Annotated in this window: 19 protein-coding genes; 13 read left to right on the top strand and 6 right to left on the bottom strand. The window is 67.8% G+C overall.

Going from position 1 to position 20,450, the window contains the following annotated elements; genetic code table 11:
• Window positions 1-7 precede the first annotated feature (7 nt).
• The 8 genes from IE266_RS26905 to IE266_RS15235 all read left to right on the top strand — a co-directional run bounded on the left by IE266_RS26905 (window position 8) and on the right by IE266_RS15235 (window position 9,347).
• Entirely contained in the window at window positions 8-1,471 is a 1,464-nt protein-coding gene (locus IE266_RS26905) for an FHA domain-containing protein (protein WP_229864149.1), read from the top strand.
• Between the two features lie 8 nt (window positions 1,472-1,479).
• A complete protein-coding gene (locus IE266_RS15205; RefSeq protein WP_189680960.1) occupies window positions 1,480-2,430 on the top strand; it encodes a PP2C family protein-serine/threonine phosphatase in 951 nt (316 codons plus the stop codon).
• On the top strand, window positions 2,427-3,671 hold the full coding sequence (locus IE266_RS15210) for a hypothetical protein (protein ID WP_189680961.1): 1,245 nt from the start codon (window positions 2,427-2,429) through the stop codon (window positions 3,669-3,671). The genes IE266_RS15205 and IE266_RS15210 overlap by 4 nt, the downstream gene beginning before the upstream one ends.
• Window positions 3,672-3,809: 138 nt before the next feature.
• Window positions 3,810-5,867 carry a dynamin family protein gene (locus IE266_RS15215; RefSeq protein WP_229864151.1) on the top strand — a complete coding sequence of 686 codons (2,058 nt, stop codon included), beginning with the start codon at window positions 3,810-3,812 and terminating at the stop codon, window positions 5,865-5,867.
• A gap of 38 nt (window positions 5,868-5,905) precedes the next feature.
• On the top strand, window positions 5,906-6,850 hold the full coding sequence (locus tag IE266_RS15220) for a dynamin family protein (protein ID WP_229864153.1): 945 nt from the start codon (window positions 5,906-5,908) through the stop codon (window positions 6,848-6,850).
• A gap of 68 nt (window positions 6,851-6,918) precedes the next feature.
• Window positions 6,919-7,290, top strand: coding sequence for a hypothetical protein (locus tag IE266_RS15225; protein WP_189680964.1), 372 nt, complete (start codon window positions 6,919-6,921; stop codon window positions 7,288-7,290).
• A 22-nt stretch (window positions 7,291-7,312) separates the two neighbouring features.
• A complete protein-coding gene (locus IE266_RS15230; protein ID WP_189680965.1) occupies window positions 7,313-8,107 on the top strand; it encodes a hypothetical protein in 795 nt (264 codons plus the stop codon).
• 73 nt (window positions 8,108-8,180) lie between these two features.
• Window positions 8,181-9,347 (top strand): pyridoxal phosphate-dependent aminotransferase, encoded by a 1,167-nt coding sequence (locus tag IE266_RS15235; protein WP_189680966.1) that lies wholly within the window; start codon window positions 8,181-8,183, stop codon window positions 9,345-9,347.
• Here IE266_RS15235 and IE266_RS15240 read toward each other — a convergent pair.
• Window positions 9,339-10,259: a carbohydrate kinase family protein gene (locus tag IE266_RS15240; RefSeq protein ID WP_189680967.1), complete on the bottom strand. Its 921-nt coding sequence runs from the start codon at window positions 10,257-10,259 to the stop codon at window positions 9,339-9,341. The genes IE266_RS15235 and IE266_RS15240 overlap by 9 nt on opposite strands.
• A 131-nt stretch (window positions 10,260-10,390) precedes the next feature.
• On the opposite strand from IE266_RS15240, the gene IE266_RS15245 reads away from it, so the two are divergent.
• Entirely contained in the window at window positions 10,391-11,683 is a 1,293-nt protein-coding gene (locus IE266_RS15245; RefSeq protein WP_189680968.1) for an NAD(P)/FAD-dependent oxidoreductase, read from the top strand.
• A gap of 3 nt (window positions 11,684-11,686) precedes the next feature.
• On the opposite strand, the gene IE266_RS15250 is transcribed toward IE266_RS15245, so the two are convergent.
• Both IE266_RS15250 and IE266_RS15255 read right to left on the bottom strand, forming a co-directional pair.
• On the bottom strand, window positions 11,687-13,072 hold the full coding sequence (locus IE266_RS15250; RefSeq protein ID WP_189680969.1) for a hypothetical protein: 1,386 nt from the start codon (window positions 13,070-13,072) through the stop codon (window positions 11,687-11,689).
• Window positions 13,073-13,183: 111 nt separating this feature from the next.
• The gene (locus tag IE266_RS15255) at window positions 13,184-13,378 is read right to left on the bottom strand and encodes a SlyX family protein (RefSeq protein ID WP_189680970.1); all 195 of its coding nucleotides are present in this window, start codon (window positions 13,376-13,378) and stop codon (window positions 13,184-13,186) included.
• Between the two features lie 133 nt (window positions 13,379-13,511).
• On the opposite strand from IE266_RS15255, the gene IE266_RS15260 reads away from it, so the two are divergent.
• Window positions 13,512-14,315 carry a crotonase/enoyl-CoA hydratase family protein gene (locus IE266_RS15260; RefSeq protein WP_189680971.1) on the top strand — a complete coding sequence of 268 codons (804 nt, stop codon included), beginning with the start codon at window positions 13,512-13,514 and terminating at the stop codon, window positions 14,313-14,315.
• A gap of 15 nt (window positions 14,316-14,330) precedes the next feature.
• On the opposite strand, the gene IE266_RS15265 is transcribed toward IE266_RS15260, so the two are convergent.
• Genes IE266_RS15265 through IE266_RS15275 form a run of 3 tightly spaced genes read right to left on the bottom strand, consistent with a single transcriptional unit; the run spans window position 14,331 to window position 16,985 of the window.
• Window positions 14,331-15,701, bottom strand: coding sequence for an ATP-binding protein (locus tag IE266_RS15265; RefSeq protein WP_189680972.1), 1,371 nt, complete (start codon window positions 15,699-15,701; stop codon window positions 14,331-14,333).
• Window positions 15,698-16,375, bottom strand: a complete 678-nt coding sequence (locus IE266_RS15270; protein ID WP_189680973.1) for a response regulator transcription factor — start codon at window positions 16,373-16,375, stop codon at window positions 15,698-15,700. The genes IE266_RS15265 and IE266_RS15270 overlap by 4 nt, the downstream gene beginning before the upstream one ends.
• A gap of 16 nt (window positions 16,376-16,391) precedes the next feature.
• Window positions 16,392-16,985, bottom strand: coding sequence for a DUF6134 family protein (locus IE266_RS15275; protein ID WP_189680974.1), 594 nt, complete (start codon window positions 16,983-16,985; stop codon window positions 16,392-16,394).
• Window positions 16,986-17,130: 145 nt separating this feature from the next.
• On the opposite strand from IE266_RS15275, the gene hisS reads away from it, so the two are divergent.
• The 3 genes from hisS to hisG are packed head-to-tail and all read left to right on the top strand — an operon-like array spanning window position 17,131 to window position 20,446.
• Window positions 17,131-18,657 (top strand): histidine--tRNA ligase, encoded by a 1,527-nt coding sequence (hisS, locus tag IE266_RS15280; RefSeq protein WP_189681104.1) that lies wholly within the window; start codon window positions 17,131-17,133, stop codon window positions 18,655-18,657.
• Window positions 18,657-19,742, top strand: coding sequence for an ATP phosphoribosyltransferase regulatory subunit (locus IE266_RS15285; RefSeq protein ID WP_189680975.1), 1,086 nt, complete (start codon window positions 18,657-18,659; stop codon window positions 19,740-19,742). The genes hisS and IE266_RS15285 overlap by 1 nt, the downstream gene beginning before the upstream one ends.
• The gene (gene hisG, locus IE266_RS15290; RefSeq protein WP_189680976.1) at window positions 19,739-20,446 is read left to right on the top strand and encodes an ATP phosphoribosyltransferase; all 708 of its coding nucleotides are present in this window, start codon (window positions 19,739-19,741) and stop codon (window positions 20,444-20,446) included. Before IE266_RS15285 ends, hisG begins: the two co-directional genes overlap by 4 nt.
• Window positions 20,447-20,450: the final 4 nt, after the last annotated feature.

Raw genomic sequence — 20,450 nt, forward strand, 5'->3', positions numbered from 1 at the left:
GACGGATATGAAATTCATCAGGGACATCATCTCCGAGAAGCGCTCGCAGGCTTTCGGGCACGCCCGTACTCCGGTCGAGCCGGCGCCGAAGGTCGAGATGCACGACGAGACGCCGGCCATGCCGCCACTGCCGCAGGACGTGCTGGTCGCCGCGCGGCCGGCCGGCGGGGCCTCGGCCAAACCGGCCTTCCAGCTGCCGCTGTCGGCACTGGTGAGTGATGACGACGATCTCGTGAACGTTCTCAACCCGATGGACGAGGCGGACTGCGAGGTCGCCGACCAGGCAATCGCGGCGGATGATTTCGACTTCGGGTTCAGCCGTGGTTTCGACAAGGCCGCGGCTGCGGACGACGAGGACGACGACGTCGCCATCGGAGCGGATCTTATGGACGATGAGGATCTGGAAGAGTTCGACGCGGCAGATGCGGAGGTCGCGGCCGAGGACGAGGCCGCACTGAGTGCCGGGCCTGAAATGGCGGCGAGCGAAGCGGAAGACGCCACCGACCAGGACGAACCCGATTTCGACGACTTGTCCTTCCGGCGCGTTTCGGCCTTGGTCGAGGTCGAGGAAGAACTGGTCGAGGAAGAGCCGGAAGCGGAGTTTGCAGCCGAGGCGTTCGACGACGACTCGGCTGAGTTCGAAGACGATTTCGACGACATGAGCGAAGCGGAGGCCATCGAGGAAGAGCCCGAAGCGGAGCCCGAGTCGCATGCGAGCATCTTCTCGGCTATCGCTGCGGCCGAACGTGCGGCAGCCGAGAAGGACGAAGCGCCGGCTGCGACCGGCCTCTGGACCGGGGCGATGCCGCCGATGGGCGGGGCCACCCGTCCGGTGATGCCCGAGCGCCCGGTGATGCCGGAACGCCCGCCGATGCCGGTGGCCGCCGCGCCGCGCCCGGCGATGCCGGAGCCGCAGGCGCCGGTTGCGCCGCCGCAGGCCGCTGAAGAGGTCGCCTCGGTCGATGTTCCCGCGCCGGCGATCGGACGGGGCAGCCGCCGCGCTGGCCGTGTGAAGACCCGGCTGCTGGGCTTCAACGGCGGGCAGGCGCGTGTCGATCCCTTTGCGGCTGCCAAGGCCGTGACCGAGGTTGTCGAGGAAGAAGAGGCCGCCGCCGAAGCGCCGGTGATGTTCCCGGTCGGCTGGCTGGTGGTCGTCGCAGGCCCTGGCACGGGTGCCTCCTTCCCGCTGCCTGCGGGCGTGGCGCAGATCGGTCGCGGTGTCGGCCAGGCAATCCGGCTCGACCTAGGCGACAACTCGATCTCGCGCGAGAACCATGCGGCCATCGCTTATGACGCCGAACAGCGCAAGTTCTACCTCGGCCACGGCGGCAAGGCCAACCTGGTGCGCCTGAACAACCGCCCGGTGCTGAGCACGGAAGAGCTGTCCTCGGGCAATATCATCCGGATCGGTGAGACCACGCTGCGCTTCGTGGCGCTCTGCGGGGCGGATTTCGATTGGGCCCAGGTGTAGGACCAGAGATGCTGCCCCTGGCTGAAATCAGATACGACGCTGCGTCCGCCCAGCATCAGGGCCGGCGCGAGCATCAGGAAGACGCCGTTGTGACCGACTTTCCGGCAGGGGCCGGCATGGGCTTTGCCGTCCTTGCCGACGGAATGGGCGGTCACGCGGCAGGCGATGTCGCCTCCAAGATCGTGGCGACCGAGATCTTCAGCGAGCTGAAGATGCGCACAGGCGATCCCGGCGCGCTCGAGGCCGAGATCGCGGCGGTCCTGCACGATGCCGTGCATGGCGCGAACGAATGCATCCGGATGCACGCCCAGGACAATCCCCATACCTACGGGATGGGCTCGACGCTGGTTGTGCCGGTGCTGTTCGGGTCCAATCTCTACTGGATCTCGGTTGGGGATTCGCCGCTTTACCTGATGCGTGATGGCGAGTTGCGGCGGCTCAACCAGGATCACTCGATGGGGCCGCAGATCGAATACCTGGTCAACTCCGGCGCGATGAGCTGGGAGGCGGCGATGAACCATCCCGACCGCAACAGCCTGACCTCGGTGCTGATCGGTGACGAGATCGCGCAGATCGACTGCCCGGCGCTGCCGGTGCGGCTGCGGCCTGGCGATATCGTCGTGGCCGCCAGCGACGGGTTGCAGTTCCTTGCCGACGAGGAAATCGCCGAAGTGCTGGAGGCCAATGCCGACAGGCCCTGTACCGAGATCATCGCCGATCTGCTGCGCTGCCTGTCGGATCTGGACGATCCCGACCAGGACAATATCAGCGTCTGCGTGATCAAGGTCGAGTCGGCGGTGCGGGAGGCCGCGGTGCTGGCGGCGACACCGCTTGCAAGCGAGCTGTTGCCCGCTCCGACGCGCAAGCGGAAGACGATGACCTTTGTCGCCACCGCCACCAGCAAGCCGAAGGGCGGCAAGGGCACCACCTACCGGATATCCATGGAGCAATCGGCGTGACTCTTGCCACTTCCATCGAACCGGTCGTCGATCGGTTGCAGACTGCGCTTGACCGCAAGTTGTTCCCCTCCGAATGGCAGCAGTGGGGCGCTCGGCTGCTGGATCACCTTAGAAAACCGGTTCAGGTGGCGGTGATCGGTCTGCCTGGCAGCGGGAAATCGACACTCATCAACATGATGTTGCCCGAGGTTTCGGTCGCGGCGCTGGCCGGGGTGCCTGTGGTCGAGATTGCCCATGGGTCCAAGCTGCGCACCTCGTTCGAGCTGCAAGACGGTCAATACGTCCGCGGCAACGGCGCGCTGACCGCCGGGGACGTCCCGGCGGGCGCGGTGCGGGCGCGCGTGGAGATGCCCGTGGGCGACCTGGCGCGGCAGAACTTCGTCGAGGTCTCGCTCAACGGCGCTTTCGGGCACCAGGTCTCGATGGTGAACTGGGTCGCGCAATGGGCCGATATCGTGCTCTGGTGTACCGAGGATTTCGACGCTTCGGAGCAGAAGCTCTGGGCCGGGGTGCCGGAAGAGGTTAAGGATCACTCGTTCCTCGTGCTGACGATGGCCGACCGGCAGATGATGCGCGGCATCCTGCAAGAGCGGATCAATGCGCTGCAGCCGCTGGTGGCCGAGGAATTCCTGGGGCTCTACCCGATCGCGACGATCCAGGCGATCACCGCTCGGACCGCGTCGCAGCAGGTGAATACGGCGCTATGGCGTTCGAGCGGCGGGAAGGAGCTGTTCGACGGGCTGCTGCGCCAGGTCGACAACGGGCGCACGGCCGACATGGACCAGGCGCAGATGCTGCTCAACCAGTTCGCGCCGCAGATCGACGCCGCCGCGCGCCGCGCGCAGCCGGAGGTGACGAACCTGCTGGCCGTTTCCCCGGAGGCGGCAGAGGCGGCGACCACCGCGCCGAATGGCGGAGAGGCCTTCGGCGAGGCGCTGTCACTGCTGCAGGCGCAGGCCAACGAGATGGTGGCAAGCTTTGCCTCGGCCGGTGATCCGAAGCCGGCGGATATTCTGGAGCGTTGCGTGGCCACCGCCAACCAGCTGGCCGAGCTTTTCCAGGCCGCCGGGGGCAGTGAAGTAATCAGCCGCAGCATCCAGTCGGATACCCAGGAAGGGGCCGAGATGATGCTGCTGTTCCAGCTGGAAAAGGACGAGGATGCGGCGGTGGATGCGGTCACGCTGCTGCTGCAGCTCAAGAAAGAGATCGGCGACAAGACAACGTCAAATCCGGGGCATTGAATTGGGCCGCGCCTTGCATCAGCCCAACTTTGACCACATTCCCCGCCGATTTTTCAACCATGCGGTGAAGCCGCCGGTCCGGCCGGAATCGGGAGGACTGGCAGACCGACAGACGCAGAGGGCCATGAGCAAATGAAGATGGAAACCAACCTAGAGTCCGCGACCCAGCTGCGCGCGCCTGCCGCGCCCTGCAACCTTGGCGCGGGTCTCGAAGGTATGGTTGAATTCGCCGAGCGGGTCGAACACCTGGATCGGACGCTCGAGTCGCTCTGCTCGGTAACGGGCGAGAGCACCTCGCGCTCGGTCGACCGGCTGCGCAAGTCGCTGGCGGATTACGAGCCGACGGTGACCATTCTCGGCCAGGTCAAGGCCGGCAAGACCGCGCTGGTCAACGCCATGGCCGGCTGGGCCGATCTGCTGCCCTCGGACGTGAACCCCTGGACTTCGGTTGTCACCTCGCTGCACCTGACGCCGGGCCGCAAGCGGGCAGAGATCGGCGCGCGGTTCAAGTTCATGACGGAACGCGAATGGGACCGGCTGCTGACCAAGGGCGGACGGATCGGAGAGCTGGCGGGCCGCGCCGGGGCGGAAAGCGAGCTGGAGAAGATCCGCGAGCAGATCGAGACGATGCGGGAAAAGTCCCGCAAGCGGCTCGGCAAGAAGTTCGAGCTGCTGCTGGGGCAGGAGCATGAATACGGGTTCTTCGACAAGAACCTGGTCGAGCGTTACATCTGCCTGGGCGATGATTTCGACGTCGAGGGCGAAGAGGGCGGGCCCGAGGACCAGGGACGTTTTGCCGATATCACCCGCTCGGCCGATCTCTACATGAATAGCCCTACGGTCCCGTTCCGCATGTGCCTGCGCGACACGCCCGGCGTGAACGACACCTTCATGATGCGCGAGCAGGTGACGATCCAGGCGATCCGCGAGAGCCGGATCTGCGTCGTCGTGCTTTCGGCGCACCAGGCGCTGACCTCGGTCGACATGGGGCTGATCCGCCTGATCTCGAACCTCAAGTCGCGCGACGTGCTGATCTTCGTGAACCGGATCGACGAGTTGGCCGATCCGCAGAACCAGATCCCCGAGATCGAGGCGAGCATCCGGCAGACACTGGTCGACCAGAACGGCCCGACCGGCGCGGCGATTATCTTCGGGAGCGCCTATTGGGCCAACAAGGTGCTGTCCGGCGGGATCGAGACGATGTCGGAGCTCAGCTCGCACGCGCTGCTCGATTGGGCGGCCACGGCGCTGGATGATTCCGCGACCGCCAGTTCGCCGGCGGACATGGTCTGGGAGCTTTCGGGCCTGCCGAACCTGTTCCGCCACCTGAGCGAACGCATCGTGGCCGACAGCGGCGAGGCTATACTGAGCAAGATCGCCAATTCGGCCGTTACCATCGCGTCGAGCCAGAAGGTGGCCGAGAGCATCACCATCGAGGGCAAGGACGCGCCGGAAGAGTTGTCGATGTATGACGTGCGCTCGCGCTTCGATCACCTGGCCGACCGGCACCTGACCAAGCTCGGCCAGGATTTTGACGCGATGATCGCGGAATACCAGACGCGCGCGGACCGGGCCCATGCCAATTTCATCGAGCGCGCGACGCATTCGCTTGTCGAGCACCTGGAACGTCACGGGGAACGCGAGGTCTGGGAATACAGCCCGACCGGCCTGCGGATGCTGCTGCGCTCGGCCTACAACGTCTTCGGGACGCGCGCCCATGCGCTGGCGGTCAAGAGCTTCGAGGCCGCCGTGACGGACCTCGCGGAACTCTACTACGCGGCCTTCGGCTCGGTTGTTGGCGGCATCCAGATCGGCCTGCCGATGGCGCCCGAGATCCCCTCGCCGGTGGCCCTGGGCCAGACCATCGCGCTCGATTTCCGGGACGGCTGGTGGAAGTCCTGGTGGCGGCGCACCCGTGGCTACAAGGCCTTCGCGCAGAAGTTCCAGCTGCTGATCGCCGCCGAGACCGAGGATTTCATGCACCAGCTCAAGGTGGTGCAGACCGCCGAGGTGAAGGACGCCGCACTCAGGGCGCTGCATGATTTCATGGAGGAGCAGAAGGACATCCTGCTGGAACTCGGCTCGCACGCCGGCGGAGTGACGGATGTGCAGGAGCTGTTCCTCGACCGTAGCGAGCTTGAACGGCGTGGCGCGTTGCAGGACGCGCTGGACACCCTGACGCGGTATGCGGCGTGACGGGGCAGAACGGAACCGGGGCAGAACGGAGAATGGGCATGAGCGGAGCGGCACATGACACGGACACCGGCAGCGCGACGCGTCGGCCGCGCCTTGCGCTGATGGGCGAGTTCAGCGCCGGCAAGAGCACGCTGTCGAACCTGCTGCTGGGCCGTTCGCCGCTGCCGACGCGGGTGACCGCGACTCGGCTGCCGCCGGTCTGGATGTCGCGGGGCGAGGATGCGGTCTTTGCGGTGGGCCACGACGGCAGCGAGCGCGAGATCACGCTGGACGATCTCGACTCGATCGACCTGGCCGAGACGCGGCTGATCCGCCTGTTCCTAGACTCCGAGCTGCTGGAGCTTTGCGACCTGATCGACATGCCGGGGATCTCCGACCCGAACATGTCCTCTGAGGTCTGGCAGTCGGTCTTCGACCTGGCCGACAGCGTCATCTGGTGCACCCATGCGACGCAGGCCTGGCGGCAGTCGGAGGCGGCGACCTGGGAGAGCCTGCGCGAGCTGACGCGGGGCGAGAACCTGTTGCTGGTGACCCAGTTCGACAAACTGGTAAACGAGCGTGACCGCGCGCGGGTGCTGGCGCGCGTCCGTAAGGAGACCGAGGGGCAGTTCGCGGCTGTCTACCCGGTTTCGTTGCTGAAGGCGTTGCAGGCGGGCGACGACGTGGCTGCATGGGAGGCCAGCGGCGCGGCTGCCTTCACCAACCACATGGTCGACCTGCTGCTGTCGCAGATGCCCGAGGAGGACGGCGGGTTGGCGCGGATCTTCGGTGACACGCCCTATGCGGCGGAGGAAGACGGTGAGACGGCGCAGGCTATGTCCGGCGGCTTCGAGGAGAACGACGAGCGCGAGGAGGCTGCTGCAGAGCCTCCTGTCGACGCGGTTTCCGACGAAGAGCGGGTGATTCCCAAGCGGGTGCGGGCGCGCGGCACCGGCAGCCGGACCGAGCGTCTGCCCCATCGCGAGGATGGGGCATATGTCTGACGAATACATGAGGATGGTGACATGACAGAGCAACGGGCGGCCCGTGCCCCTGCCTGCGGGGGGCGGCCATGAGTATCGTCGAGAAACTGGACTCCCTGCGCGCTGCGGCCCCCGGCTGCAGCCTTGCCGCGTTTGGTGACCTGAACACGCGGCTGGTGCTGCGCACCAGCGCGGCGCGGCCCTGGCCGCAGGAGCGGTTGGACGAGTTGTGCATGCAGGCGGCCCGCTGCTTTGCCAGCGCGGATTCGCCGGGTGTCGCCGAGCATTTCCTTGAGGAAGGCGCGCGGATCGACCAGGCCATCCTGCTCGAGCCCTCGGAAGTGCGCCTGTTCCTGCGCGCGCCCGAAGAGGAATCGGACCTGCTTTGCGTGGTCTGCCATTCGGTCGGCGATTTCGAGCGGGTCGAGCGGTTGGCCCGCGACACGGTAAGAATTCTCTGAGGGGCGCGGGATGGGGAAAGCCATGAAACTCCAGGCATCACGCGGCACGGCAGAGGGGTCCCGGCTGGCGCATGTGATCGAGCGCCTGGTGGAAGAAAGCCCGGCGCTGGCGCGGACGCGGCGCGCGCGGGCGGCGGATGGCGACAGCATGTTGGTGATGCTGCTGCGCGAGATCGACGAAACCGTGCTGCCGCGGCGTATCGTGCTGGTGGTCGATGGCCGCGAGGTGGCTCAGATGGCGGTGTCGAACCGCCGGCTGAGCGGGCTTCAGATTGTCGGCGAACGCAAGGGAACGCCGGGCAGCGAACCGGGCGATCCGACCTCGGCTGCCCGCGTTTATGCGCATCGTCTGCAGGCGCTGTTCGACCGGCCGGGCCGGATGCGGCTGCGGGTCGACCGCAAGATGCCGCCGGCCGACCCGGACGGGCTGTCCTGCTCGGCCCGCAACCTGGCGGCCTGCATCGGGCTGAGCCTGACGCCAAGTGCCGGGACCGGCGACCTGCGCGACTTCCTGCGTGGGATCGAGACGCTGATGCTGGCCTGGATGACGGTGGCCGGGAAGACCGGCGAAGAACATCACCGCGGCCCCGAGGCGTTGATCGCCGGGCTGCGTGCCTTCCGCGAGGTCGAGCAGAAATCGTCGATGGCCAGCATCCGCGCGGCGCGGCCGCGCTGCCTGTTGCTGCCGCTGCCGGACGGGCGCACCGTGCTGCGCGCGACGGTGGGGTCGGACCAGGTGCTGGCGGTGCTCACCCGCGACGCCGCAGCCCCGGCGATGGACGCCTGGCGCAAGGTCTTCGGGGTTGCCGCCGGCTGAATTGGCGCGGCCCCTCTTGCCAAGCAGGCGCGATATGCGGTTTGAAAGACCCTGACCTGTCGGGGAGGGCATCATGCAGACCGTGAAGAATTTCGACCGTATCGGCGAGGAGAACGCCTTTGCCGTGCTGGCGCGGGCCAATGCGCTGGCGGCCAAGGGGATGGATGTCATTAACCTCGGCATCGGCCAGCCCGATTTTCCGACCCCGCCGCATATTGTTGAAGCCGCGATCAAGGCGCTGCGCGATGGGCAGCACGGCTATACCGCTGCAACCGGAATCCCCGCGCTGCGCGAGGCGGTGGCGGGCGACCTGCATCGTCGTTTCGGCGCCGAGGTGAACCCCGACCTGGTGGCGGTGGTGCCCGGCGGCAAGATCACCATGTTCGCCGCGATCCTGATGTTCGGCGAGCCGGGGGCCGAGATCCTTTACCCGGATCCGGGTTTTCCGATCTACCGCTCGATGATCGAGTTTACCGGAGCGACCCCGGTGCCGGTGCCGATCCGCGAGGAGAAGGGTTTTGCCGTCTCGGCCGAGGAGACGCTGGCGCTGATTACCCCCAGGACGCGGCTGCTGATCCTGAACTCGCCCGCGAACCCCTGTGGCGGGGTCACGCCCAAGGCCGAGATCGACAAGCTGGTGGCGGGGCTGGAGAAGCACCCGCAAGTCGCGGTTATGTCGGACGAGATCTATGATCAACTGCTCTACGATGGTGAAGAACACGTTACGCTGCTGAACTATCCCGAGATCCGGGACCGGCTGATCCTGCTGAACGGCTGGTCGAAGACCTATGCCATGACCGGCTGGCGGATGGGCTATTCTGTCTGGCCGGAGTCGCTCTATGACAAGCTGCGCAAGCTGGCGGTGAACGCCTGGAGCTGCGTCAACACGCCCTCGCAATATGCGGCCATCGCCGCGCTGACCGGGCCGCAGGACGCCGTTGCCGAGATGCGCGCGGCCTTCGACAAGCGCCGCAAGGTGGTGGTCGAGCTGCTGAACGCAATGCCGGGGGTGAGCTGCGTGGTGCCGAAGGGGGCCTTCTACGCCTTCCCGAATATCGTCGATACCGGGTGGAAGTCGAAGAAGCTGGCCTCGGACCTGCTCGAACAGACCGGGGTTGCCACCATCGGCGGGCCGGATTTCGGCACGCTGGGCGAGGGCTATATCCGCATCAGCTATGCCAATTCCGAGGAGAACATCCGCCGCGCGCTGGGGCGGATGCACGAATTCCTGTCAAAGTAGCTCGTGCCGCCAGGGCGGGTTCGCCCCGGCGCGCGCGACGGTGACGGCGGCGGCCTGCGTGGCGAAGGCCAGGATCTCGGTCATCGCGTCGGGCGTGACCTGGTTCAGCGCGGTGCGCGACAGCAGGCCACTTTCGTGCGCCCGCCCCAGGGTGCCGGCGAGAAAGGTATCGCCCGCACCGACGGTATCGACGACCGGGACCCTGGGGGCCGCGACGGCGACCTGCCAGCCAGCGCGATGCGCGGCCAGCGCGCCCTTGTCGCCCTTGGTCACGATCACCAATGCCGGACCCTGCGCCAGCAGGTCGGCGATCCCGTCCTGCGCACCGGGCAGCAGCCAGTCCAGATCCTCGTCCGAGACCTTGACGATATCGGCCTGCGCGAGCAACCCGCTCAGCCGCGCGCGATAGGCGGGTTCGTCGGTGACGAAGCCGGGGCGGATGTTCGGGTCGACCACGATGCAGCGCCGGCCGGCCTCGCGTCGGGCAAGGGCGGCATAGGTCTCGGCGGCGGGGGCGTGGATCAGGCTGATGCCGCCGAAGGTCAGCGTGCTGACGGCGTCGGGCAGATCGGGCAGGTCGGCCTTGGACAGCATCCGTCCGGCGGTATTCTCGTCGTAGAAGGTATAGCGGGCGCTGCCGTTCACCACCTCGACGAAGGCCAGCGTCGTGGGGCGGTCGCTGCGGATGGCTAGCGTGGGGTCGACGTGGCTGGCGCGCAGGGCCGTTTCGAGTTGCCGCCCGAACAGATCGCGCGACAGGCCGGTGAAGAGGCCGGCGGGCGCCCCCAGGCGGCCAAGCGCAATCGCCAGGTTCAGCGCCGCTCCGCCGGCATGGGGCACCAGCGCCGGGGTCCCATCGGGAAGGGCGGTCGGGATCATGTCGATCAATGCTTCGCCACAGCAGAGGATCATCGCCGCATGCCTCTCCGTTTTGCCGTCTTCTCACCTGCGCTCCGCGTGATTTCAAGCTTTGCGCCAGGGTTTGTCTTGAAAAACGGACGGGCTGCGGGGAGGATCGCGCCAATATCGAAGGACATCCCGACATGATCGCCAACGAAATCCCGGTCATCGCCGACAGCCTCTGGTCGGCCACCGCCAACCCGGCCCCCGACTGCCCGCCGCTGGTCACCGAGACCGATGCCGACGTGGTGGTGATCGGTGGCGGCTATACCGGCCTTTCGGCGGCGCTGCGGCTGGCCGAGGCGGGGCGCAGCGTGGCACTGCTCGAAGCGGAAAGTCCTGGTTGGGGGGCCTCGGGGCGCAATGGCGGGCAGGTCAATCCGGGACTGAAGGAGGACCCCGAGGCCATCGAAGCCCGCTTTGGCGCCGAGATGGGCGCGCGGATGGTGCGCGCCTCGGGCGAGGCCGGGCAGGCGGTCTTCGACCTGATCGACCGGCTGGGCATCAGGTGCGACCCGGTACGCGCGGGCTGGATCCGGGCGGCGCATAATGGTCGCGCGCTCGAGGCGCTGCGCGAGACGGCGCGGCAATGGCAGGCGCGCGGGGCGCCGCTGCGGATGCTTGATCGGGAAGAGATCGCCGCGATGATCGGGACGGGCGTCTACTGCGGGGGGCTGATCGATCCGCGGGGCGGCAACCTGCATCCGCTGAACTATGCGCTGGGCCTCGCGATGGCGGCGCAGGCGGCGGGGGCGCGCATCCACGGGCAGAGCCGCGTGCGCGCGGTCACGCGTGAGGGCGGCGGATACCGTGTCTCGACCGTGCGGGGCATCGTGCGGGCGCGGCGGGTGCTGGTCTGCACCAATGGCTATACCGGCGATCTCATTCCCGGACTAGCGCAGAGCGTGGTGCCGGTGCGCTCGGTCCAGGTGGCGACGGCGCCGCTGGGGGACAATGTTCTGCGCAGCGTTCTGCCGGGCCGGCAGGCGCCCTCGGACACGCGGCGGTTGCTGCTCTATTACAGGCTCGACGCGCAGGGGCGTTTCATCATGGGCGGGCGCGGCGCCTATGACGAGGCGGGGACGCGGCGGCAGTTCCAGGCGCTGCGCCGGGCGACCGAGACGATGTTCCCGCAGCTCGGGCCGGTGACATGGGCCCATGCCTGGGGCGGCTTCGTGGCGATGACGCTCGACCACTATCCGCATCTGAACCGGGTCGGGGACGGTATCCTCGCCGGGCTGGGCTACAACGGCCGCGGGGTGGCGACGGCGACGGTGATGGGCCGGGTGATGGCCGACTGGGCGCTGGGCCGGCCCGAGGAGGCGCTGGATTTCCCGGTGACGCCGCTGCGGCCGATCCCCATGCACGGGTTGCGCCGGCTCGGGGTGCGCGCGGCGCTTCTGAAGAACCAGTTGCTCGACGGGCTGGGGCTGTAGCGCTCAGGCCGAGAGGGCGGCGAAGGCCAGCACCCAGCCGGTCAGCAGGACCGAGGTGACCAGGAAATAGACCCCGTTCCAGCGGGTCCCGACCTGGAAGGCGCTGATGCCGCCGAAGGAGCCGATCAGCAGGGTTGTCGCGGTGAAGGGCGAGGTGATGCCGCTGAGCGCCCAGCCCGAGGTGATGGCCACGACAATCGCAGTCGGCGAGGTGCCGAGCGCGGCGGCCGAGGGGATCAGCGGCGCGAAGAGTGTTACGGTGAGGATCGGGTTCATGCCGATCTGCCCGGTCAGCGGTATGAGCCAGACCAGCGCGGCCAGGACGACCCAGCCGGGCACACCGGAGAGGTCGAAGCCGGCGGCGGTGATCATCGGCACCAAGAGCGCCGAGCCGACGGTGCCGATATATCCGGCCATCATCAGCAGGACGAGTTCCTTGCGGTAACTGGGGAGCTCCTCGGCCAGGTAGCGGCCCGACTGGACCAGAGTCTCGCCCAGGTCGCGCGTCTGGATGACAAGCCAGACGATGGCGATCAGCGGCACCAGGGCCATGACCACGCCCACGATCCGAACGTCCGTCACAAGGTGCAGAACCGAGACGAGGCCGACGAGGAGGGCGAGGAGCATCGCAAGCGGCAGCAGCCGGTGCCAGGTGCCTTCGGGAGTGAAGGAGCGTGCGGGGCCGGGGAGGCGGGGCTTGAAGATGGTATCGATGGCCCAGCCGGTGCCGGCCATCAGCACCGAGGTCACGAGGCCGGGGATGACGAGGTTCGCCCAGGCGCTGCCCGGCACCTGGGCGGTCGAAATCGCCACCGCGTAGGACATCGGCGACCAGGGCAGCGTGGCGATGAACCCCCGCTGGATCGCGATCAGCATCCGGCGCGTGCGCAGGTTCCGCCGGACCGGGTCGGGCTCGGATTGGCCGCTGGTCGTGGCCAGGGTGCCGAGCAGGGCGATGGCGCCGTAGTTCAGCAGCAGCGCGAACATCATGCCGCCCGAGGTCAGCGCGAGGTAGCGCCGCCCTGGCGGCTGCGAGGCGAGATAACGGCCCGAGGCCTGGATTGCGGGCGAGGTCTGCGCCGCCCGGCGCAGCGTCGACAGCGCGGTGAAGAAGGTGGCAATGAAGGCGGTGGTCGACAGCGCGCGGCGGACCGTGTCCAGCCAGTCGGGCGAGCGGGCAGCGAGCGCGATGGTCAGCGCGAGGGCGACCAGAAGAAAGGCGATCCTGCTGCCGGTGGACATGGTCGCGAGCAGGGCGATGGCGACAAGTGTCAGCAGGGCGGCAGCGTCTCCGGCCCAGGTGGCACCCCATTCGTGCAGGATGACGATGGCGGTCAGGGCCACCAGCGTGGGCCCAAGAGCGCGTTCGAAAATGCTGCGTTCGGTCATCCAGGGCCCCTTCCGCCCGTTGTCCGCTGGTCCCTTTGACCTCAGCGCGGGTCGAGAGGCAAGGCGCCACGCCATGCGCTGCCCGAAGATCGGGGTTGCTGGCGGCGCTGCCTAGTAATGCGGCGGGCGTTCGTCGCCGATGATGACGCCGCCGCCGCCCTCGGCCTCGCGCTGGGCCTCGCGGTCGAGCAGCATCTGAACCTGGCGCAGGAGGCGGTCGATGTCGCGCTGTTGTTGGGTCACCACCTCGTTCAATTCGTCAATGGTGCGGGTCAGGTGGGCGATCTGTTCTTCGAGATGCTGCATCGGGCGCTCCTTCGCGGATGGCATAGAGCGCAACGCCGCGCGGGGGAACCGGTTTCGCGCCGTAACGTCAGAACGCGCGCCAGCTTGGCAGGGCGTGCGGGCGGGCGCAGGCTGGGTGCAGGGAGGAACGGATATGACAATATTGGTGGAAACGGAGGGGCGCGTCACCACGGTGACGATCAACCGCCCTGAGGCGCGCAACGCAGTGGACCCGATGACGGCGCAGGCTCTGTACAGGGCCTTTCTCGATTTCGAGGCGGATGAGGGCGCGGATGTCGCCGTGCTGACCGGGTCGGGCGGCTACTTCTGCGCAGGGTTCGACCTGAAGTCGGCGGCCAGCGGGTCGGCCACGGACTGGATCGCGGCGGTGGGCATCCCGGAGAATTGGACCGACCCGGTGGGCGCCCCGCGCCCCGGCCCGATGGGGCCGTCGCGGCTGATGCTCTCCAAGCCGGTGATCGTCGCCATCGAGGGACCGGCGGTGGCCGGCGGAATGGAGTTGGCGGCCTGGTGCGACCTGCGTGTGATGGCCGAGGGCGCGGTCACCGGCGTCTTCTGCCGCCGCTGGGGCGTGCCGCTGATCGATGGCGGCACGGTGCGGCTGCCGCGGATCCTCGGGCAGGGCCGGGCCAACGATCTGGTGCTGACCGGCCGGCCGGTGGAGGCGGCTGAGGCCCTGATGTTGGGTTTCGCCAGCCGCACCTGCCCGCGGGGTGAGGCGTTGGCGGTGGCGCAGGAACTGGCGCGGGGTCTCGTCCGTTTCCCGCAGGGCTGTATGCGCGCCGATCATCTCTCGGCCCGGATGCCGCCGGCGGAACTGGCGGCGGCGCTCAGGCGGGAATGGCGCTCGGCGGGGATTTTCGCGGCCGAGGGGCAGGCGGGCGCGGCGCGGTTCGCCGCGGGCAAGGGCCGGGGTGGCGGATTCGGCGATATCTGAGGGCGCGGGGCTGTCCTAGCCTTTGTCGGCGTCCGGCGGCCAGGTCATGGCGAAGATGCTGCCTCCGCCGGGCCGGTCGCTGACCGACGCCTGCGCCCCATGAGCGCGGGCGACCGACTGGACGATGGCCAGGCCGATGCCCGAACCGTTCGACTGCGGCGAGGCGCGGCCCCGGTTGAAGCGCTCGAAGAGTCCGGCCTTCAGTGCGTCGGGCACGCCGGGACCACGGTCGAGCACCCGGATCGCGGGGGGATGCGCCGATACCTCGATCTCGACCTCGGTGTCCCTGGGGGCATAACGCAGCGCGTTGCGGACAAGGTTCTTGACGGCGATGCCCAGCAGACCGGCGTGGCCTTCCACGGGGCAATCCTCCTCGCCGTTGATCGCCAGGGGGCGCCCGGCCCGCAGGGCCTCGGCGCCCAGTTCGACGGCCTGTTCCAACACCACCTCTCGCAGGTGGACCGGCGTGAAATTGGCCCCGCGCGAGGCGTCGGCGCGGGCGAGGTCGATCAGCTGCTCGAAGATAAGGTCGAGGCGCGAGAGATCCTCGGCCAGGCTCGCCTGCAGTTCGGGGTCGGTGATCCTGTCGATGCTCGACCGCAGCACGGCCAGCGGAGTCCGGATCTCGTGCGCGACGTTGGAGGAGAAGTCGCGCTGGGCGTTCAAGCCCTGTTCGAGCCGGTCGAAGGCGCTGTTGACGGCCTGGATCAGCGGGCGGATCTCGCTCGGCACGCCTTGCGAGGTCAGCCGCTTGTCGGTCTCGGTCGGGCCGATGGCATGGGCTTGCTGCGACAGCGCCTCGAGCGGCTCCAGCGCCCGGCGGGTGGCCAGCCAGGCGGCGGTGATGATCAGCACGAAGCCGATCACGACCCACCAGAGCTGTTCGCGGATCTCGTGCATCAACTGGTGAAAACGCGACTCGTTGGTTCCGGGCGGGAAAGTCGAGGCCAGGACGTAGACATCCTCGCCATCGATCCGCGCCCGGATGGCCACGCCGACCCTGTCACCCGGCAGGTCGATCTCGGCGGCCTGTCCAAGGCGCAACTGCACCAGCTGTTCCTGGATCCTGCGCGAGGTTTCGCCGCCGACGATGGCATCTCCTTCGCCGTTGAACAGGGTGTAGCGGTAGCTGCCCTCGATACCGCGGATACGCAGGGCATCCGGGTCCAGACCGTAGTTCGGCCTGTCCGGGTCGACCTGTCCCAGAAACTCGCGCGATTCGTAGAACAGCGCGGCGCGGGTGTTCTCTTCGAGGTGCTCGTAGAACTCGGCGATCATGATCGCCCCGGCGAGCGCCACGCAGATCGTCATGGCCACCACGATGTTGATGGTCAGCCGGCGGCGCAGCGAACGTGCCGGGCCGATGACGCCGTCGGCCAGCTTCATCGCGCGCATTCTTGCAGGACGTAACCGATCCCGCGCAGGTTGTGGATCGTTCCGGTCGCATTGTGATCGGCCAGCTTCTTGCGCAGGCGGTGGGTCAGTACCTCGATCGCGTTCATCGTGGGCGGTTCGTCGAAGCTGTAGAGCGCGTTCTCGATCGTGTCCTTGGACAGCACCCGCCCGGCACGGCGCAGGAAGAGTTCGAGCAGCGCCAGTTCGCGCTTGGAGAACTTGACCATCGACCCGTCGATCTGGACGGTCCGGTCGACCGTGTCGAAGCTGATGTTGCCCGATGTGATCTTGACGCCATGCGCCTGCCCGGGCCGGCGCATCAGCGCCTTGATCCGGGCGATGAGTTCGGAAGCGGCGAAGGGTTTCACCAAGTAGTCATCCGACCCCGCATTCAGCCCTTCGATGCGGTCATCCAGCGTGTCGCGGGCGGTGCAGATAATGACCGGGGTCTGCGGCTTGTCGCGCTTGATCGCGTCCAGCACCGACAGCCCGTCGATATCGGGCAGGCCCCGGTCCAGCACGATGACGTCATAGTCGTAGCTGCGCGCCGAATGCACCGCGTCCTCGCCGGTATGGACGACATCCACGGCAAAGCCGTTGTCGCGCAGGCTGGCGCTGGTGTTCGACGCCAGCTTTTCATTGTCTTCCACGTAGAGAAGCCGCATCGGCCCCCGGTCCTGTCTATTTGCGCACGTAGGTCACGGTCGAGCCATCATCGGCCTTGAAGGCCGCGCGCGCAAGATTGCCGTCGCCGTCGAACCACAGATCGCGCACCAGGTCGCCCGACAGGCGGTAATGATGCGCATTGATGCTGCCACGCCGGGTGTCGACATCCTCGGTTCCGAGATCGGCAACCCGCACCGACATGATCTTGCCGTCGGCGGTGTTCATCAGCTTGCCGGTGTGGACGGTATCCTCGGTCCAGAAACTTGCCGGCAGCGCGCCCTTCGAGCTGGTGTCCAGCTGCCTCGGCGCGCCACCCTCGCTGGTGGTGGAAGAGATCTTCTGAAACGTGCCGTCGCGCCATTGCTCGGTGCTGTGCTGCTTGAAGCTGTAGAGCGTGCTGCGGTCCAGCGGGATCGGCACCGATATCTCGGTATCGACGGTTACCGAGAAGCTGCTGGCCGAGCCCGAGAAGCGGTAGCTGTGGCCGCCGATGACGCTGCCCTTGCGCATGACGTCGAAGCTCAGCGCGCTGTTCGGGGGCAGCGCGGCCGCGTTGGCGGGGGCCGCGATGGCAAAGGCGAGGGCGATGGCCCAGGCCGGATGTCGCATAAGACGCTCCATTGCTTGAACGGACGTCGCCTGACAGGTGCGGCTTACCACAGCCTTACAGGCCTGGGCGGCCGGCCGCACTCGCTTGCCCCGAGCCGGACCTTGGGATAGAGACGCGCGGCGAATGAAACGCAGGGACTCCGTCATGGCCAAGGACAAGAAGCAGCCTCGCCCCAAGGCGGAGACGCCGAAAGGCTTCCGCGACTATTTCGGTGCCGAGGTGACACAGCGCACCGAGATGCTGCGCACCATCGCCGGGGTCTATCACCGCTACGGCTTCGATGCGCTGGAATCGAGCGCGGTCGAGACGGTCGAGGCGCTGGGCAAGTTCCTTCCCGACGTCGACCGCCCGAACGAAGGCGTCTTCGCCTGGCAGGAGGCCGAGGAGGGCGACAAGAAGGGCGACTGGCTGGCGCTGCGCTATGACATGACCGCGCCGCTTGCCCGCGTCTATGCCCAGCACCGCAACGACCTGCCGACGCCCTATCGCCGCTACACGATGGGGCCCGTCTGGCGCAACGAGAAGCCGGGGCCGGGGCGGTTCCGCCAGTTCTACCAGTGCGACGCTGATACGGTGGGCACGGCCAGCATGGCCGCCGACGCCGAGATCTGCGCGATGCTGGCCGATACGCTCGAGGCCGTTGGGATCGCGCGGGGCGACTACCTGATCCGGGTGAACAACCGCAAGGTCCTAGAAGGCGTTCTCGATTTTGCTGGGATTTCTAGCGATGATCCGCGTCGCCCAAGCGTTATGCGGACGATCGACAAGTTCGACAAGGTGGGCGAACAAGGCGTCATGGAACTGTTGACCCTTGGACGTATCGACGAATCCGGAGCCAAGATTGACGGTGTATTATTGGATGACATGGTTGCTTGGCGAATTGTCCAGTATCTGACACAGAAGTCCGTTCCTCAAATGGCCGACAAATCTGAAGAACTTGGGGAACTCAATGCGCGCCGAATTGCATCCATGCGCCAAGCCGTTGGTGGCTCCAAGATCGGGAATGAAGGCGTCGACGAGCTTGAAGTCATGGCTCGCCTTCTTACTGCGCAGGGATACGGAACGGACCGTATTGTCGTTGATAGTTCCGTCGTGCGCGGCCTCGGCTATTACACCGGCCCGGTCTTCGAGGCCGAGCTGACCTTCGAGATCCTCGACGAGAAGGGCCGCAAGCGCCAGTTCGGTTCGGTTGCCGGTGGCGGGCGTTACGACGACCTGGTCAAGCGGTTCACTGGCCAGGAAGTGCCGGCCACCGGCATCTCCATCGGCGTCGACCGGCTGCTCGCCGCGCTGCGCGCCAAGGGCCGCATTTCGGACGTCGAACAGGGCCCGGTCGTCGTAACCGTGATGGACCGCGACCGCATGGCCGACTACCAGGCGATGGTCGCCGAGCTGCGCAATGCCGACATCCGGGCCGAGGTCTATCTCGGCAACCCGAAGAACTTCGGCAACCAGCTCAAATATGCCGACCGCCGCAAGAGCCCGGTCGCGGTGATCGCGGGCGGTGACGAGTTCGACGCCGGCAAGGTGCAGATCAAGGACCTGATCCTCGGCGCGAAGATCGCCGAGAACGCCACCCTGGAAGAGTGGAAGGACCGCCCGAGCCAATATGAGGTGGCCCGCGCCGACCTGGTGGCCAAGGTCCGCGCCATCCTGGACGGGCAGGACTGATGCCGACCCGCGCCGAGGTCCTGGCCCGCGCGGCCGCGCTGCGCGAGCGCTTCGAGCGCGAGGGCGCGCTGACGGTCGAGACGCCGATCCTGCAACCGGCCGAGCTGCTGCTCGACCTCTATGGCGAGGACATCCGTGCCCGCGCCTATGTCACCTCGGACGCGCTGCGCGGCGAGCAAATGCTGCGCCCCGACTTCACCGTGCCGGTGGTGCAGATGCACATGGCGCAGGGGGCCGAGCCGGCGCGCTATACCTACGCGGGCGAAGTGTTCCGCCGCCAGGAACACGATGCCGAGCGGGCCAATGAATATGTCCAGGTCGGCTACGAGGTCTTCGACCGCACCGACGTTGCGGCCGCCGATGCCGAGGTCTTCGCCCTCTTCGCCGAGGCGCTGTCGGGGCTTAACCTGCGCGCCGCGACCGGCGATATCGGCATCCTGATGGCGGCGGTCGCTGGTCTCGACACCACCGGGGCGCGCAAGGCCGCGCTGCTGCGCCACATCTGGCGCCCGCGCCGCTTCCGCGCCCTGATCGACCGTTTCGCCGGCCGCACCCCGGTGCCGCCGACCCGCGCAGCGCTGCTGGCCGCCGCCGACCCCTTCGCCGATGCCGGGGCCGATATCGGCGTGCGCACGCGGGAGGAGATCGAGGCCCGCATCGCCACCCTGCGCGCCGATGCCGCCGCTCCGCCGCTCGACGGCGCCCAGCTCGCGGCGCTGGAAACCCTGGCTGAGGTTCGTGGCCCCGCCCCGCAGGCGCTGGCCCGGATCGAGGCGCTGGCCGCCGACCTGCCGTCGATCCGCCCGGCGCTCGAGCGCACCCGCGCCCGCCTCGCCGCTTTGGACGCGCGCGGGATCGACACGGCGACGCTCGACTTCGAAGCCAGCTATGGGCGCACCTCGATGGAATATTACGACGGCTTCGTCTTCGGCTTCTACGCGCCGGGCCGCGACGACCTGCCCGCCGTGGCCACGGGCGGGCGCTATGACGCGCTGACCCGCCGCCTCGGCAACGGGGCCGAAATCCCGGCGGTGGGCGGCGTGCTGCGGCCGGGCCTGATGCTCCAGCTGGAGGCGCGGTCATGACTCTGAAGCTTGGCGTGCCGTCCAAGGGGCGGCTGATGGAGAAGACCTTCGACTGGTTCGCCGACCGCGGCGTCGCCCTGTCGCGCACTGGCTCCGACCGGGAATATGCCGGCGCGGTCGAGGGGATCGAGGGCATCGCGCTGGTGCTGCTCTCGGCTGGCGAGGTGCCGCGCGAACTGGCGGCGGGGCGGATCCACCTCGGTGTCACCGGCACCGACCTGATCCACGAGAAGCTGGCGCTCTGGGAGCGGCAGCTGACCGAAATCGCGCCGATGGGCTTCGGCCACGCCGACCTGGTGCTGGCGGTGCCGCGGCTCTGGGTCGACGTCGATACGCTCGACGATCTCGACGCCGCCGCCGCCGCCTTCCGTGACCGCCACGGCTATCGCCTGCGGATCGCCACCAAGTATCACCGACTCACCCGCGAGTTCCTGCAGGGCGCCGGCGTGGCCGACTATGCCCTGGTCGACAGCCAGGGCGCGACCGAGGGCACGGTGAAGAACGAGACCGCCGAGGTCATCGCTGATATCACCTCCTCGGGCGAGACGCTGCGTGCCAACCACCTCAAGATCCTGGCCGACGGGCTGATCCTGCAAAGCCAGGCGACGCTGTGGCAAAGCCGGGTGGCGGCCTATGCGCCCGAGGACGAGGCGGCGCTGGCGCAGCTGCTCGACCGGATCGCGGGCGGCGCCGCCGCTTCGTGAGTAT

It is taken from the genome of Seohaeicola zhoushanensis, from assembly GCF_014656415.1.
Taxonomy (GTDB): Bacteria; Pseudomonadota; Alphaproteobacteria; order Rhodobacterales; family Rhodobacteraceae; genus Seohaeicola_A; species Seohaeicola_A zhoushanensis.